The sequence below is a fragment of the Paenibacillus residui genome, assembly GCF_042677205.1.
Classification (GTDB): Bacteria; Bacillota; Bacilli; order Paenibacillales; family NBRC-103111; genus Paenibacillus_L; species Paenibacillus_L residui.
The window spans coordinates 23184-40269 of record NZ_JBHTIU010000027.1; the positions used below are offsets into that span (position 1 = coordinate 23184).

The window sequence follows — 17086 nt, forward strand, 5'->3', positions numbered from 1 at the left end:
GGTTGATCCAAGTTCAGCTTGGTTCAGCGGGCTCCTCCTTATTGAGCCTTCCTTCTTTCCTGAAACGCCGCCAAGGCCGCCTCCTCATGGGAAACCCCGGAAGCCCGGAAGCGCTCAATCGTCCGGATCATCCGCCTGTATTCCTTCGGAATGATGCGCACGAACCGCTTCGCCTCCCTCTCCCAATCCTCCAGAATACGCCGTGCAACAGCACTGTCCGTATAGCGAAGATGCTTCTCCAGCATTGCCCTGACTCGGCCTTCATCCTCCGTATCCGCGAGCATCTCCAGCTCAACCAGCTTCAGGTTGCACCTCGCCTCGACTTCCGCCATTTGCCGGCTCCATACATAAGCGACGCCTCCCGACATGCCGGCGGCGAAATTGTGCCCGACCCTTCCGAGAACAACGACCCGCCCGCCGGTCATATACTCGCAGCCGTGGTTGCCGACTCCTTCCACAACAACCTCGGCTCCGCTGTTGCGGACACAGAAGCGCTCGCCGGCGATTCCCCGAATATATGCCTCGCCGGATGTCGCACCGTACAGGGCCACGTTGCCGATAATGATATTGTCTTCCGCCGCGAATCCGGACTGCACCGGCGGATAGACCGCCAGCTTGCCGCCGGACAGCCCTTTGCCGACATAATCGTTGGCATCGCCTTCGAGCGTAAGCGTGATTCCCCGTGGGATAAAGGCGCCGAAGCTTTGTCCGGCACTACCGTGAAAGTGCAGCTGGATCGTGCCGTCCGGCAGCCCCTCCGCCCCATATCTGCGGGTCACTTCGCTGCCCAGCCGGGTTCCGGCCGCGCGGTCGGTATTGCGGATGGGAAGGATCGCCTGTATTCGTTCCCGACGATCCAGGGCGGCTGCACACAAGGACAAAAGCCGCATCGGATCGGCAGCGTCATCCGATTGGAGAAGCTGCGAGGGCGAGTCCCCTTTCACCGCCGTTTCCTCCGCCGGTTGCGTTTCTCCTCCATCTGGCCGGTGCTGATCCTCCGGTTCTCCCGGAACTCTGTACAGAAGCGGGGACAGGTCGAGGCCGGAGACTTTCCAATGATCCTGCGGCAGGTTGATCCGCAGGCAATCCGTCCGACCGACCATCTCTTCCATCGTCCGGAAACCGAGCCGGGCCATCCATTCCCTCACTTCACGGGCGACAAAATACATGAAGTTGACCAGATGGCCGGGATCGCCCGCGAAGGTGCGGCGCAGCTCCGGATTTTGCGTAGCAATGCCAACCGGACAGGTGTCCAGGTGGCAGACTCGCATCATTACGCAGCCCATCACGACGAGCGGTACTGTGGCAAAGCCGAATTCCTGCGCCCCAAGAAGCGAGGCGATGACCACATCGCGGCCGTTCATCATCTTGCCGTCCGTCTCCAGCCTGACGCGACTGCGCAGCCCGTTCAGCTGCAGCGTCTGATTCGCCTCGGCCAAGCCGATTTCCCACGGCATACCCGCATGCTTGATGCTGTTGCGCGAGGCGGCCCCGGTCCCCCCGTCATATCCGCTGATCAGAATCACATCGGCACCGGCCTTGGCCACTCCCGCAGCTATCGTACCCACTCCCGCTTCGGACACGAGCTTCACATTGATCCTCGCGCGCGGATTGGCTTCCTTCAGATCGTGAATCAGCTCGGCCAAATCCTCAATGGAGTATATGTCATGATGCGGCGGCGGCGAGATCAGCTCCACTCCGGGCGTCGAGCCCCGGGCTTCGGCGATCCACGGGTACACTTTATGGGCAGGAAGCTGCCCTCCCTCTCCCGGCTTGGCTCCCTGAGCCATCTTGATCTGAATTTCGTCCGCGTGAATCAGGTAATGGCTGGTGACCCCGAACCGTCCGGAGGCTACCTGCTTGATTGCGCTGACGCGATGGTCGCCATTCTCATCCGTTACATACCGTCCCGGATCCTCGCCGCCTTCACCGGAATTACTCCGGCCGCCTATCCGGTTCATCGCAATGGCCATCGCCTCATGGGCTTCCTTGCTGATGGAGCCGAGCGACATCGCTCCGGTCTTGAAGCGGGCAACGATCGCTTCGACCGGTTCGACCTCCTCGATCGGAACCGGCTTCCGCCCGGGAACAAGCTCAAGCAGACCGCGCAAAGTGCAGTGAGCTTTGGCATGTTGATCGATTCCGGCGCTATATTTTCTGAACAGGTCGTAATCGTTGCTGCGGCAGGCCTGCTGCAGAGCGTGAATGGTCTGCGGAGAGAAGAGATGCTCCTCGCCGCCCGGCCTCCATTGGAATTCATCTCCTGGCTGAAGCGGCTCAGGACGCTCCGAACGATAGGCCCGGCGGTGCCGCATCAGCGCTTCTTCCGCAATCTCTGCCAGGCCGATACCGCCGATTCGCGACGGTGTCCGCGGGAAGTAGGTATCGATCACGTCTCCGTGAATACCGAGCGCTTCAAATATTTGCGCCCCAATGTAGCTCTGAACGGTGGAAATGCCCATCTTGGCCATCACCTTCAGGAGCCCCTTCTTGATCCCGGCAATATAATTCCGAACCGCCTGCTCTAACGAAAGCTCCTCCAGTTGTCCCCGCGAGATCAGCTGCGCTGCGGTGTCAAATACCAGATAGGGATTAACCGCGCTGGCTCCATAGCCCAACAGCAAGGCGATATGGTGCACATCCCGCGGCTCCCCGGATTCCACCAGCAGGCTGGCTTTCGTCCGTTTACCGCTGCGAATCAGGTGATGATGCAACCCGGAGACGGCCAGCAGCGCCGGGATCGGTGCCTGTCCGCGGCCAATTCCCCGATCGGACAGGATAAGCAGCGATGCCCCTTCGTCTATCGCCGCTTCTGCAGATTGGAACAAGGTCTTCAGCGCTTCCTCCAGGCCGCGTTCCCCTTCCCCGACAACGAATGTCATGGACAGAGTATCGGCCCGCAAGCCCGGAAGCTTGCTGCTCCGAATGCGTCCAAGCTCTTCATTGGACAATACCGGAGCCTTCAGCCGGATGCGCCGGCAGCTATCCGGGCCCGGCTGAAGCAAATCTCCCTCGGCCCCTATAGTGACCTCTACCGAGGTAATCATCTCTTCAAGAAAAGCATCGATCGGCGGATTCGTAACCTGGGCGAACATTTGCTTGAAATAGCTGTACAGAAGCTGCGGTTTCGTAGACAGAGCCGCCAGGGGCGCATCATAGCCCATTGAGCCGACAGGGTCTTCGCCCTTGAGAAGCAGCGGACGCAGCCCCTTGGCAATTTCCTCGAAGGTATAGCCGAACGCATGCTGCAGCCTGGCTGGATCGGATGCCGGGCCGGATTCCCCCGACGGCTCGCCCTCTGCATCCGGAAGCTGCCCCAGATCAAGCAAATGCTCATCCAGCCATTGGCGATAAGGCTGTTCGGAGCTGACGCTGCGCTTGATTTCCTCATCGGGTACAATGCGTCCCTGCTCCAGGTCGACCAGCAGCATTTGTCCGGGATGGAGCCTTTCCTTGTACAGGATGTTATCCGGCGGCACATCGACGACTCCCACCTCGGAGGATAGAATGATCCGGTCGTCCCGGGTCACATAATAGCGGGTCGGACGCAAACCGTTGCGGTCCAGACAGGCGCCTATCTGCTTACCGTCGGTGAAGGCCAAAGCGGCGGGGCCGTCCCAGGGCTCCATCAGGCAGCTATGATACTCGTAGAACGCCCTCTTGCCTTCCTCCATCCCCGCGTCCTTGGACCAGGGTTCCGGAACCATCATCATGACCGAGTGGACCAATGACCGCCCGGATAAGTGGAGAAACTCCAAAGCATTATCCAGCATCGAAGAATCGCTTCCGGACAGGTCGATGACCGGACGGATTTGGGACAGATCCGCGAAAGGTCCGCCGCTGCAGGCCGCCTCGCGGGCCAGCATCCAGTTGACGTTGCCCTTGATGGTATTGATTTCCCCATTGTGGATCATGTAACGGTTCGGATGGGCCCTCTCCCAGCTTGGAAACGTATTGGTGCTGAAGCGGGAATGGACCAAAGCGAGGGCCGATTCATAGTCCGCATCCTGCAAATCCGTGTAGAAGGCAGGCAATTGCTCCGGAAGCAGCAGGCCCTTGTAAACCATGGTCCGGCTGGACAGGCTGGCGAAGTAGAAGGTCCGGCCCGCCTTGGCCTGCGCAAGGCCGATTTCCCGTTCCGCCCGCTTACGGATGACGTATAGCCCTCGCTCCAGGGCACCTTCCCCTATCTCCATCCCCTGTTCCGGGGTGATGAGCCACTGCCGGATGTACGGCTTGGAATTCGCCGCTGTCGGCCCGAGTACAGCATCCTTCGTCGGCACCGTCCTCCAGCCGAGCACCTGATAGCCTTCCTCCTCTGCAATCCGCTCGAGTCCTTGCTCGCATTCGCGGCGGGCCTTGTCCTCGGACGGCAGGAATATCATGCCTGCCCCGTACCTGCCCGCTTCGGGAAGCTTCCATCCGGCCCGGCTGCTCTCTCTTAGCAGCAGCTTGTGGGGGATCTGGGTCAAGATACCCGCTCCGTCTCCACTGGCAGGGTCTGCCCCCTGTCCCCCGCGATGAGTGAGGCGGCATAAAGTTTCCAGCGCCTGTGTGACAATGTCGTGGGATGGGACCCCTTTGATATTTGCTATTACACCGATCCCGCACGCATCATGCTCGAATGCAGGATCGTATAGTCCCTGTTTGTTTGGAAATGCGCTGTCTGTCATCTTTATCCTCCTCCTGTCTACTGTAACGATGGTACTAATCGTAAACGGGATGCCGTTATGCATCCATTGGTTTGTCAGATAATTTGCCATAAGCAAATTTTTAATTGAGATAAATAAAAATGATCTATCCATCATGAGATGATTAAAATAATGAATTGGTTTCATTCTTCAATCGGCATCTTTCCCACATTTTGGAACACCCGAACAAAACGAGACACATATAAAAAAGCCGCTTCCGACCAACCGGAATCACGGCTTGTGACAAAATAAGCCCCTCCTACCATAATGGAAGGAGGGACTGAGCTTAATAGGCAGTCATATACTGCTCCCGCTCCCAAGGATGTACCTGCAGCCGGAACAGATTCCATTCGATTTCCTTCGCCTCGATAAAGTGAGAGACGATATGATCACCCAGAGCGGACACGATCACTTCGTTGGCGCGCAGCTCCTCGATCGCTTCCTTTAGCGAAGAAGGAAGGCTGTCGATTTTGTGGCGCTTTCTCTCCAGGTCATCCATTGTGTATATATTTTGGTTCGTAGGGGCACACAAGGTATAGTTGTTCTTTATGCCGTCCAATCCCGCAGCCAGCATGACAGCGAGAGCCAGGTACGGATTAGCCGCCGGATCCGGGTTTCTTAATTCGATCCGGGTGCTCAAGCCTCTGCTGGCCGGAATGCGGACTAACGGACTCCGGTTCTTGGCCGACCAGGCGACATAACAAGGCGCTTCATAGCCCGGTACCAGTCTTTTGTAAGAGTTGACAGTCGGATTCGTAATGGCCGCGAATCCTCTGGCGTGCTTTAACAACCCCGCCAAATACTGCTTCGCCGTCAGGCTCAAGCCCAAGTCGTCGTTGGCGTCATAGAAGGCGTTCTCCTTGCCGCGGAACAGAGATTGATGGCAGTGCATGCCGGATCCGTTGATCCCATATAGCGGCTTAGGCATAAAGGTAGCGTGAAGACCGTGATTTCTCGCAATCGTCTTGACCACCAGCTTGAACGTTTGGATGCTATCCGCCGCCTCTACCGCGTTGGAATATTTAAAATCGATCTCATGCTGTCCCGGCGCCACTTCATGGTGGGAGGCTTCGATTTCAAAGCCCATGCTTTCGAGGGTAATGACGATATCCCGGCGGCAGTTCTCTCCCAAATCGCTGGGCGCCAAGTCAAAGTACCCTCCCTTATCGTTCACTTCCATCGTCGGCTCGCCGTTGGAATCTGTTTTGAAGAGGAAAAATTCCGGTTCCGGACCGACGTTCATCGCGGTAAAACCAAGCTGCTCGGCCTCTTTGAGCACTTTCTTCAGCACGCTCCGCGGATCGCCCGCGAACGGGGTGCCATCCGGATTATAGACGTCACAGATTAAGCGGGCCACCTTGCCGTCCCCTGTCGTCCATGGGAATATCATCCACGTATCCAGCTCGGGATACAGGTACATATCGGATTCTTCTATCCTCACAAACCCTTCGATCGAGGATCCGTCGAACATCATTTTGTTGTCCAGCGCCTTCGGCAGTTGGCTGACCGGAATTTCCACGTTCTTGATCGTTCCGAGCATATCCGTGAATTGCAGGCGGACGAACCGGACATTTTCTTCCTTGGCCATCCGAAGAATCTGTTCTGCGCTAAATCGATTGGTTTTCATCATCGAACCCTCCATCGTTGTTAGTTACAAGGGCATTTTTTCACAGGTTCGGGGGTCCGGTCCACAAATGTGTTAGATAATATGACATAAAACTTGAGGTTCGAGACAGTGTACGAAAATACAGCGGCCTTTTTATATATGTAACCCTGGATTTGCCGACAATTAATATAAGTTATAGACCTTATTCATACAATTGATGTCAAATAATATAACAAACTTATTCCTCTCACGGGAATGCATGTGATAAATTGAAAAAAACTCCTTATCGGAGCCGTCTCAAGATGAATAAGCCGGTATTGAAGGCAGCTTGTATCCCATTATAACTGTCCAATGCGGCAAATAAACAAAATCTTCAAGCTGTCATGAGTGGAATATGAAAGGTGATGATCGTATAAGAAGGAGGGAATAACCATGGTATCGTACAGAGAAAAGAAGGTCATCCCGATCGGCACGGTCAGCGAGCTAACGGGATTGTCCGTCAGGCAAATCCGCTATTATGAAGAACGAAAACTGGTCGTTCCCGAACGCTCCAAAGGCGGAACCCGCAAATTTTCCTTCGAGGATGTCGATATGCTGGTGGAAGTGGCCAATAAAATGGAGGACGGGATGCAAACGTATGAGATCCATAAAATGCGGGAGCGGGAGAAAAAGCAGATCAGCAAAGAAAAAATGCGCGAGGAAATGCTTAAAGGACAGCTCAACGTCCAATTTAATCGCCATCGGCCGCCAAGCTGACCTTTGTTCAGTCCATGACCATCTGCAGATCCAAACGGGGAGGAACCATAGCCGGTCAACCGGCGTCAGGTTTCATCCTTTTTTATTTTCAACCTCTTTTTATAGGACGCCCTCCGCTTAATCACCCCTAACTTAAAAAAGCTCGTCACATTACCTTACAGGTTTGTTGCACCATGGTCTAATCTCCTTTTATCATTTGGCGTACAAGTGGGATGAAGTAAGAAAAAGTGACAAAAGGAGCTGAAGCTTGATGAAACAATGTCATTCTCTTGTCAGAAAAGCGATAGCGGGAGCATCCGCCGTTTGCTTCGGATCGCTGCTTCCGTTAAAGGCCATGGCTGCGGAGGAAGCAGCGGGCGTTTCCTCATTGGCCGTCGGGTTGGACACATTATGGGTGATGGTGGCAGCCGTTCTGGTTCTGTTTATGCAAGCGGGCTTCGTCCTGCTGGAGACGGGCTCGACCCGAATGAAGAATGCCGGACATATCGCGGGCAAAACCGTTATAACCGTAGGCTTGTGCTCGCTCGTCTTCTGGTTTGCCGGCTACGGCTTGATCTTCGGGGAATCGGGAAATTCCTTCATCGGCTGGGGCCAATTCATGTTTGCTCCTGCCGCCTCCGACTCCCTTCCACCCGCCGTGTTCTTCCTGTTCCAGCTGGCCTTCGCCGCCGTCTCCCTCTCCATCGCCTGGGGAGGTTTTGCCGAACGTGCGAAGCTGTCGGTTTACGTCCTGTTCACCCTGCTGTTCTCGATTTTGGTTTACCCGGTAGTGGCCCACTGGATTTGGGGAGGGGGTTGGCTAGGCGAGCACGGCAAGCAGGATTTCGCCGGTTCGACTGTTGTCCATCTCACCGGAGCTATGGCCGCTTTGGCCGCCACCATTTTACTTAAACCGCGGCTGGGCAAATATAACCGTGACGGGTCTGCCAACGAAATCCCCGGCCATAACCAGGTCTACACTACACTTGGTGTATGTTTTCTATGGATAGGCTGGTTCGGATTTAATGCCGGCAGCACGCTGTCGGTCGGAGACGGGTTCTTCGCTTTCGTCGCTATGAATACGCAGATCGCCGCGGGAGCCAGTGCCCTGTCCGCTATGGCGGTATCCTGGATACGGCACAAGAGGGCCGACATTCCCGTCATATTAAACGGCTATCTGGCCGGGCTTGTCGCCATTACCGCCTCCTGCGCCTTCGTGGAGCCTTGGGCCGCAATTTTGATTGGAGGGATTGCCGGAGGGCTCGTCTTCGTCAGCGCCCAATGGCTCGAAAGAAGACGGATCGATGACCCGATCTCCGCGCTATCCGTTCACGGAGCGGCCGGCATCTGGGGAACGCTGTCCACCGGCTTCCTGGCTTCTCCCGAGCTCGCCTCCAAGGTTGGAGTCGGCCAAGGAGGATGGTTGTACACCGGGAGCCTGGAGCAGCTATGGGTGCAATTTTACGGGGTCGTGGCAGCAGGAGGCTATGCCTTCGCCCTCTCCTTCCTCTGTCTGTATGCTATCAAGAAATGGTTCGGGCTGCGGGTAACTCCCCAGGAAGAGATGGAAGGCCTGGATCTCAGCGAGCATGGAAGCTATGGGTATCCGGAGCATATCCGGACAACTAACGATGAAATAGCCGCTCACCGCACCTCCCCCTCCATCGGCGGGTTCCGGACGGAGCCGTGAACCCTCTCTGCCATGAATCGCGAGTCCGGCAAGGTATAATTTACACGTTAAAAGGGGTTATCCCCGGCAGATTTTATCCGTTAAGGTCAGCCCCTGGAAGATTATCAAAAACGCAGGATCTCCAGGGAGGTCCTGCGTTCTCTCATTGCTGTCAAATGATTTGGGCTAATGGTTGAAATGAATAGTTTTATTGATCTCCTCGTCATCCTCCGGCGGTTTTCCCGCCATTTTTCTAAAAAAAGCTTTTACGGTTTTCATTTTATTTCCCGTTTCCCAATATTCCGCCGTTTCTGACCGAACTTTGATCAATACGATATTGGGGTCTTCATATGTCGTATCCAGAAACTTCTCGTATCCTTTTTTCCACAGTTCTTTCTTCCGCTCAAGATCGTCCACAATTTCTGCTGTACCGCGAATAGACACATAGGATTGGCCTACGTACGCGATATTGACGCTAGGATTCTCCATAATTTCACGGAACTTGGTCGTATCCTTCTTCGTCAAAAACCACAAGTCCCCGTCAAATTCAATATCCTGCGTCTGCATCGGCCTGGAGTTGATGCCCCCCTCCGATATGGTGGATAACATCGCCGTTTCGATATCTTTAATCATCTCCTTGACCTTATCCACCGCTTCATGATTGACGTCGGTCTCCATTGTTGTCGGCATCGTATCACCTCACTTCTGCAATACTCTTTATATAATCTTCCCATTATTCATCTAAATGATCACATTTTTGACAAGGCCGAAATCAACCGGGATTGTAAGCCAGGGAACAAGTGCAGGGGGAGGAGATTTACCTGTCGAACAACTCCTCAAATGACAAACAGCCGAAGAACCTGCGTCTCTGCGCAGTCCTCCGGCTGTTCATTTCGTAGATCCGTTATTCAATCCTCACTGAAGCTTCTGTCCGACCGGGCTCATATGCAGCCCAAGCTTCGCATTGTCACATTCGGCATTCTCCATCTTGAGCTTATTCAGCGTTACGAACCTTAAGGAAAAGCCTGCGAAGCCCCTCCACCGGGCCTGATCCGTATGCTCTGACGGTACTTGCCTTCTTCTTGCTGAATTGCGCGCTTACCCGGCGATCATGCTCTATTGCCATAAACAAACAGGCGCTCCCAAGCAGGACCAGGATGATGGTAGTGATCGGAAGTAATAAACTCATATCTAAACGCTCCTCTTAATCATGGTCAATAAGTAACAATGATAATCATTATCATTATTGTAGTCGACTCTTCGTCAAATTTCAACCCTAATTTAATCTTATGCTGAACTTTTTGGAATGCTATTATTCATATTCTTCTTCGTTAATAACTAAGGAAATCGAATCTGTTAGCATTTCTTGGACCATAACGCCCGGGCCTTCTGCAGAAAACAAAAAACCTGATCCGGTTAATGAAGAACCAGATACAGGTTTTATCGACTCTTTCTGCGAATGGACGCCTTTCCCCATCAAAGTGAACGGGCCGGCCACTCATTCGCCTAAAATCTGTTTTCTCTTTCGCGATAATAATTGGCTTCATAAACCAGGCTTCCGTTGACCCATGTTTTGCGAACGAGCGGGTATCCGTCCTTAACCTGGACCAATAGCAGGTCTGCCTGTTTGCCGGCCTCAATCGAACCGAGCCGATCATCAATCCCTACCGCCCTTGCAGGATGCAGACTGGCCATGGCCGCTGCTCGGGGTAAACCGATTCCCGCCTCATGCGCAATCAGGAACACAGCCGACAACAGGGATGAAGGATAATAATCGGAACAGAGAATATCCACCACACCGGCCTGGATGCCATCCATGGCCTTCATATTTTTATCGTGAGACCCTCCGCGGACAATATTGGGGGCGCCGACACATATTTGCAATCCCTGGCGTTTGGCATATTCGGCCGTAGGCAAATTGAGCGGAAACTCAGAGACTGAAGCCCCGAAGCTTAATGCTGTATTGACCGTTTCTTCGGTATCGTCGTCATGGGATGCAACCGCTATTCCGCGCCCTCTGGCCTCTTCAGACAGTTGCCGCAGTCTGGGCCAATCTATTTGTGCTTGCTTCTGCAGCGCGTTCTGGGCAATGAGGCGGACCTCCTCTTTGGATACCCCCTGATTTTTCATCACATAAGCCTCGAATGATCCGGGAGCCCGGTACTGACCTTGGCCCGGGGCATGATTCATATAGGACAGATACTCTACCGCGCCGGAGCGAAGCAGCTCTTCAGCCAGAGGCAGCCCTTCCAGATGAATGACTTCGTAGCGCAGATGAATGCGGTGGCGGATCATCGCCCGCTCTTCCCTATACTTCCGGATTAGCCGGATCATCTCCGTCATCAGATGATCCCCTCGCAGGCTAAGCCCGGTTCCTAACGACAAAGAGTGGTACATGGTTGTAATTCCGTTGCCCGCCAGCTTCTTCTCCAGCTCGAGTAAAGCCATTTCCATGGGAAACAAAGTATTCGGCCTCGGCTGGACTTCTTTCTCAATCGCATCGCAATGCAGATCGATCATGCCCGGGAGCAGATACAATCCGTCCTGCACTTCAAATGATTCTCTTGCCGCCCCCTGGCCGCCGTGCGGCTTGATTTCTGCGATTCTGCCATCTTCCATTCGCAGGCTTCCCTGCACAACCTCCTCCGGAGTGACTATGGATACATCCTCTATCCAACCTTCTAGACGTTCCAACTCCATTCCTCCCCTTACTATTCGTTACTTTTATCTGCATCTCTTTAACGAGTCAATGGCATAAAACTGGATAAAGTCCATTATAATTCATCTGGCCGGAAGAGCAACAGCAAATTCCTCTCTTCTCTCTCCAAACCCGGGCATGGCAGACCAACCAATAAGCCGGAAGCTCGTAAAAAGAATAGGTTGGTCAATCCGCCAAGAGAAAAAGGACACCGAAGTGGTGTCCTTTTCTACGTGCTTAACGATATCCGCCAATATGAGATCAGATATTCGGATCAAGAATCAGTTCTTGGCTTGCTGAACCCTGCTCTCTTGCCCTCTGCCGCTTCTTTGGCAGCCGGCTTGGCATCTTTCTCCGAACGGAGCGGAATTTCCTTCAGGAAGAACGTCAGCACCACCGCAGCTACGGTGACGATGGCACCAGCCAGGAAAGTACTGGTTACGGCATAGCTCAAAGCTTCGCGAACCTTCTCCAGGAATTCATTGAACAAGGCTTGCATATCGACCGGCAATCCGCTCATAAATTCCTCCAGCTTCGGCTGATCCAGCAGAGCCTGCGGGTTCAGGAATTCCTGCATTTGCTCGGCCAGCGCCGGGTCCATAGGAACTTGCTGAGCTGTTCCGGCTGCGGGTGCGAAGAGCTCCGTCATTTTGGAAGTCATCCTCTGCCCCATTATCGTACCCATTACAGCAATCCCGATAGTTCCTCCCAAAGACCGGAACAACTGCGAAGAAGCGGTAGCGACGCCAAGCTGTTTCGGCTCCACGGCATTCTGAACCGTCAAGGAGAAGACCGGCATGCTGATCCCGAGGCCGAAGCCCAGAATACACATATAGATGATCGTGATGTAAATTGGCGTGTCTACACCCATGAAATGAAGCAGCACCATTCCGGCAGCCATAATAATTAATCCTACAATCGCCTTGGCTTTATATTTTCCCGTTCTGGCAATCATTTGCCCGACCACACCCATAGTAACGATCATCGCTATGGACATCGGCATCGTGACATACCCCGAATAGGTGGGAGAAATTCCTTTAACCCCTTGAACGAAGAAGGGAACGTAGATGATCGCGCCCATCATTCCGGCATTCAGCACGAAGCCGGACAGATTGGAAACCGTAACAACACTGTTCTTGAACAAGGATAACGGCAGAACAGGCGACTTGGCCTTCATCTCCACCAGAAGGAAAATGATCAGGGAGACGGCGGTAACGGCAAACAACCCGATAATTTGCCAGGAGCCCCAAGCATATTTGCCTTCACCTTCCCCTGCCCACGAGAAAGCCAGCAGCAGCGGAACGATGGTTGTCGTCAGGAACAAGGAACCTAAATAGTCGATGGATTCGCCGGGTCTGCGTTCCACTTTTGGAAAAAGGGTCATGATCATAATAAATGCGACGATCCCAAGCGGCAGGAAGAGCCAGAACACCCAGTGCCAATCCAGATGGTCTACAATATAGCCTCCGAGCGGCGGCCCCAGCACACTGGATAAACCGAATACCCCGCTCATTAAGCCGGTCCAGCGGGCCCTCTCACGAGGAGCGTACAGATCCCCGACTGCGGTAAACGCGGTTGACATGATGATCCCTGCGCCGACTCCCTGGATTCCGCGGTATATGATCAACTGGATAATATCCTTCGAGAAGCCGGATAAGAAAGCTCCCAGCATGAATACCCCGATACCGACCAGCACAAACGGCTTTCTTCCATAAATATCGGACAGCTTGCCGACCAGAACAGTGGCTACGGTCGAGGTCAATAAGTAAATGGTTATCGCCCAGGTGTAGTAATCCATTCCTCCAAGCTTGGCAATGATCCGCGGCATGGCTACTCCGATAATCGTCTGGTTGATAGCCGAGAAGAACATGGCCGCCATGATCGCGATCATAATCGAAACTTTTCTCTTGTTTGAAAGATGCTCCATACTCCTACTCCCTTCGATATTTATCTATATTTATTAAAATGGTTTCGTAAATTCGAATTAAATGGTGTATGTCTTCTTCAGGCAATCCGTTAAAGCATTTATTAACTACAATCCTGGCTTCCTCTTTGATTTCTTTCAGCATTTTCTTACCTTTTGGAGTTATATCCAAGTATACGACACGCCGGTCAACTTCATCCCGGCATCGGACAATTAAGCCGGCGGCTATTAATTTATCCGAGATGCTGGAAATCGCTCCGGGAGTGATATCCAATACTTCCGCCAGGTTTGTAATCTTCTGCGGACCTTTCGAATCCAGGTGAATTAAAATATAGGCCTGGGTATTGGATAACTGCTGTTCAAACTTTTTTTTCCAAATGGATGACAAGCCTCTAGATACCCGCCAGAATAATTCCACCGATCTAGACAACTCATCGTTCGTAGGCATTGGATCACTCCTTTAACGATAAAGTATTATGCAAACTAAATAGTTTACTAATTAAAATAAAATACATTACTATATAATAAAGGCACTCATTCTTTGTGTCAATATTTTTTAAATATATTTTTGGGAGGGACAAGCTTAGTTTTATCGATAAAAAGAAAAATGAAAATTGGTAAAGATAGGCACGGCTGCATTATCGCAGGCTTTTCACCCGAGTGTTCAGAATCACTTCATAAAAACTGCAGAATCGCAGGAATTTGTACGGCTTTACAGGCGGCTAAACCCTTCCGCTATTCGCGGTCTCTCTGCATGGCTTTACTTCGATAAAGGTTTATGCAGTACTTTGCGAGTAGCCTTGGAACTGGATAGGAAAACCGATATTAGCGAAGATTTTTATGCCATAGGCACCTTCGCCTCTGCACCACATTAACATAATAAAGAACTCTAAGCTGTAAAAAGACGCCTTTCGGCGTCCTTGTAGGGTGAAATAAGGGAAGCGTACCCCAAGTATCTATAGTAGCTATTCAGAACTAACCTTGGAATCGGTTTTATCCGGGCCCTGCTTGGCCTCTACCGCCCGGACCAATCGAATCAGCCAATAAAGAGCGATCCACGGCAGAATATACTTGGTAGCCCACTCCGCTATCGGAATGAAGTCAACGTCATAACCGGACAGCTTGCCCACGGTAGCCAATGAAATAAATACAAAGAACACGATAAGCCCGCCGGTCACAAAATTATAGACTGTCTTCATCCTTCGTCCTCCACTTGCTCATGAACCGAATAGGTGCAGCGAAATTTTTCCTGCCCGTCTTCTTCCTTGAAGCTGACAATCGTGAATCCTACATTCCGGAAGAAGTCCACCGATTCTTCCTCCACTTCCGCTATAATGTGGTCCGGATTCCGCAAGGAAATCAATTCAAGCAGCTGCGCCCGTCCAAGCCCATTCCCGCGCACTTCGGGCTTAACATATAAATGCCGGATGAGAACCGTATTATCCTGACGGCTTCTAATTCCCAACAGCCCCACGATTTCATCTTCCACATCCAGGCCCAGGATCGACAATTCCGGGTCTGACCGGTATTCCTCTACTGCTCTGTCCAACAACTCAGGGTCATATTGAACGCAAGCCTCCAGAAGCTCGCGGATTTCTTCCTCACCGAGCTTCGGCTCCAAATCAACAAGCTGCATATTCTATCCAACTCCTTCCATTAACTGCACCTATTCGAAATCAGCCCGCCTGCTGTCATTCTCTTATCCTTCATAAAATAAGTCGTTATCCATTATCCACTATTTGCCGGCTTTTGAGAAGTCTTGTTAAATTGCTTAGGTTAGTTATTCTTCTTTTCATAAGTTTGCACACTGAAAATATGGTCCGACGGACCTTAACTGCCACCTTTAACTTCATTCTTCCGCCGCTGTCCATCCACATCTTCTTGGCTTCTTCCCGCTGCAGGCTTCTTTCTTTATTACACCACCTCTCGAATATCAATTTGAAAATATATAAATAAACCTTGTGATTTATCCGATAAACTAATCCTAGAGTAAATATTGGAGGATGGGAATTTGGAATTTTATCACTGGGGGCTTGTCATATTGGTTGCTGCCCTATTTCTGTATCTCTTTAGTTCATATCTAACTTTCAAAAGAAATATCGACAAATTGGTTAAGAAAAGAGTTATAAGGTTCAATTTATCAAAGCACAAAACTCATGAAAAACTTTACAGAGCCTACAAATTAATGAAGCCCGAAGAATTAATGTACGCTAGAAGAGAAGTAAATTCACATTACTTCGACACCCCTATACTACAAATAGCTGATTTATTGATAAAACTTTCTTTTACAGTTGGGCTCGCTGCGATTTCAGTCTTGGCTACTTCGGCGGCTTCTATTTTAGATTTTTTGAATAACAGCGATAAAATTATTGTAGACTCAAATTTTAACCCAGCGGAACATTTAGTCGGTATCGTGAATGTTATGACAAAAGTTGCTGCAACTTCTAATGTCATTTTATGGTCAGGACTAACCGTCTTTATTATCATTTCAAGCCATCTATTTTTCTTGCATTTGAAGAAAGAACTCCAAAAACGTCACTTAGATGCCATAAATGAAATTATGGAGGAGCGCAAAAACAACTTATACTATCAATAATAAATTAAAAATCAGGCTCAACCTAGAAATCAATACCAGATTTTCTACCTCCGGAATAACTACCTTGAGAATCCGTCAAATTCACCGTCTGCTGGCATCGTTACAAGCGGAATGGCACGCATACCTTGAAAAAACCATCTATTTTCATCATCTGATGGTGCCGCGGCGAGACGCATGGATGGTCATCTGCCCGGCTCCCCTCCGGTTTTAATCTCGCTAACGAATCTGGGTAACGTTATTGCCTTAAAAACGATGCCATTAACAAATATAACGAAACTCTCAATCGTTATATGGCTGAAATCCGGCTCTGTGATCTTCAATTTTGATGAATTAGCGATATACAGTTTCATAAGAAAATGGATTAGTTATGTTTTGCCCGAATAACGTTTTCAGGTTTCGTAATATTACCCCGCCACATCCTACCTTGAAAATCCGTCTATTTTTCATCATCTGATGGTGTCGCAGTCAGCGGCATGGGGTCTAAATGGATTTCATCCAGTTAGATTTCTACATTCGGGAGAAATAGTAATATTAAATGGAAAACCTACAGTTAGTTTGCGCCAAAACGGTCGTTTCGCCCAAAGTTGCCCATTTTAACTGTAGTTCCAGTTAGCTTGATTATTTTCGCTCATTCGCTTGAATTTAACTGTACAAAATACAGTTAGACGCGCTATTTCGCTTGCAACGGTGCCGACAGGCACCAGCAGACGGTGAAACAGACGGATTTCAAGGTAGTCGTTATTTGGTCATGGAGTGGGAGCGACTCAAGATAACTATGAGTAATCACTTGACGGTCTGTTCTTCCTCTTTTCCGATGAAGTACGTGATCTCGATTTAGTTACAGCACTGCGCCAACTGATGGCATTTTTCATGGAGATTGCCGCGGCCAAAACCAAGCGGAACAAACCAGAAGTTATTCGTCTACTTCTCTGATTGGATTGCCGGTTTCCCCAGCTATAACAAGGCTTACTTGTCTATTTCAAGCTGCAAAGTTTGAGTTTATATAAAAAAGCTTCTATGCGAAGCCTTTTCAAAGAAGAATAACCCGGTTTTAAAGGTAGCTTTTTTATGCCAATAGGAATCTAGATTTTCTTCGTATTAACGCTGTAAAGAACTTAAAGATTCCTATGTGGTAAAAAAGCACCCGCCGGGTGCGTTACTATCAAT

The 17086-nt window shown here is 51.0% G+C and carries 12 protein-coding genes; 3 read left to right on the forward strand and 9 right to left on the reverse strand.

The genetic code is table 11. The features are described from left to right. Positions 1-38 precede the first annotated feature (38 nt). Both gltB and glnA read right to left on the reverse strand, forming a co-directional pair. Positions 39-4673, reverse strand: a complete 4635-nt coding sequence (gene gltB / locus ACFQ03_RS07240) for a glutamate synthase large subunit (protein ID WP_379287129.1) — start codon at positions 4671-4673, stop codon at positions 39-41. A 304-nt stretch (positions 4674-4977) separates the two neighbouring features. After that, positions 4978-6318 (reverse strand): type I glutamate--ammonia ligase, encoded by a 1341-nt coding sequence (gene glnA, locus ACFQ03_RS07245; protein WP_144933707.1) that lies wholly within the window; start codon positions 6316-6318, stop codon positions 4978-4980. A gap of 411 nt (positions 6319-6729) precedes the next feature. Between glnA and ACFQ03_RS07250 the strand changes: the two genes are divergently transcribed. After that, positions 6730-7053: a MerR family transcriptional regulator gene (locus tag ACFQ03_RS07250; RefSeq protein ID WP_144933706.1), complete on the forward strand. Its 324-nt coding sequence runs from the start codon at positions 6730-6732 to the stop codon at positions 7051-7053. Between the two features lie 250 nt (positions 7054-7303). After that, on the forward strand, positions 7304-8722 hold the full coding sequence (locus ACFQ03_RS07255; protein WP_379287453.1) for an ammonium transporter: 1419 nt from the start codon (positions 7304-7306) through the stop codon (positions 8720-8722). 165 nt (positions 8723-8887) lie between these two features. On the opposite strand, the gene ACFQ03_RS07260 is transcribed toward ACFQ03_RS07255, so the two are convergent. The 7 genes from ACFQ03_RS07260 to ACFQ03_RS07290 form a co-directional block, all read right to left on the reverse strand. Beyond that, complete coding sequence (locus tag ACFQ03_RS07260) at positions 8888-9391, reverse strand: pyridoxamine 5'-phosphate oxidase family protein (protein WP_379287131.1); 504 nt, start codon at positions 9389-9391, stop codon at positions 8888-8890. Between the two features lie 304 nt (positions 9392-9695). Next, on the reverse strand, positions 9696-9890 hold the full coding sequence (locus ACFQ03_RS07265; RefSeq protein ID WP_144933705.1) for a hypothetical protein: 195 nt from the start codon (positions 9888-9890) through the stop codon (positions 9696-9698). Between the two features lie 317 nt (positions 9891-10207). Further along, a complete protein-coding gene (gene phnM, locus ACFQ03_RS07270; RefSeq protein ID WP_379287133.1) occupies positions 10208-11395 on the reverse strand; it encodes a phosphonate metabolism protein PhnM in 1188 nt (395 codons plus the stop codon). 278 nt (positions 11396-11673) lie between these two features. Next, entirely contained in the window at positions 11674-13326 is a 1653-nt protein-coding gene (locus ACFQ03_RS07275; RefSeq protein ID WP_379287135.1) for an MDR family MFS transporter, read from the reverse strand. Positions 13327-13330: 4 nt separating this feature from the next. After that, positions 13331-13771, reverse strand: coding sequence for a MarR family winged helix-turn-helix transcriptional regulator (locus tag ACFQ03_RS07280; protein ID WP_144933702.1), 441 nt, complete (start codon positions 13769-13771; stop codon positions 13331-13333). A gap of 517 nt (positions 13772-14288) precedes the next feature. Then, complete coding sequence (locus ACFQ03_RS07285) at positions 14289-14522, reverse strand: hypothetical protein (RefSeq protein ID WP_144933701.1); 234 nt, start codon at positions 14520-14522, stop codon at positions 14289-14291. Continuing rightward, on the reverse strand, positions 14519-14959 hold the full coding sequence (locus tag ACFQ03_RS07290) for a GNAT family N-acetyltransferase (protein WP_379287138.1): 441 nt from the start codon (positions 14957-14959) through the stop codon (positions 14519-14521). Before ACFQ03_RS07290 ends, ACFQ03_RS07285 begins: the two co-directional genes overlap by 4 nt. A 375-nt stretch (positions 14960-15334) precedes the next feature. On the opposite strand from ACFQ03_RS07290, the gene ACFQ03_RS07295 reads away from it, so the two are divergent. After that, positions 15335-15919, forward strand: coding sequence for a hypothetical protein (locus ACFQ03_RS07295; RefSeq protein WP_144933699.1), 585 nt, complete (start codon positions 15335-15337; stop codon positions 15917-15919). The last annotated feature ends 1167 nt before the right edge of the window (positions 15920-17086 follow it).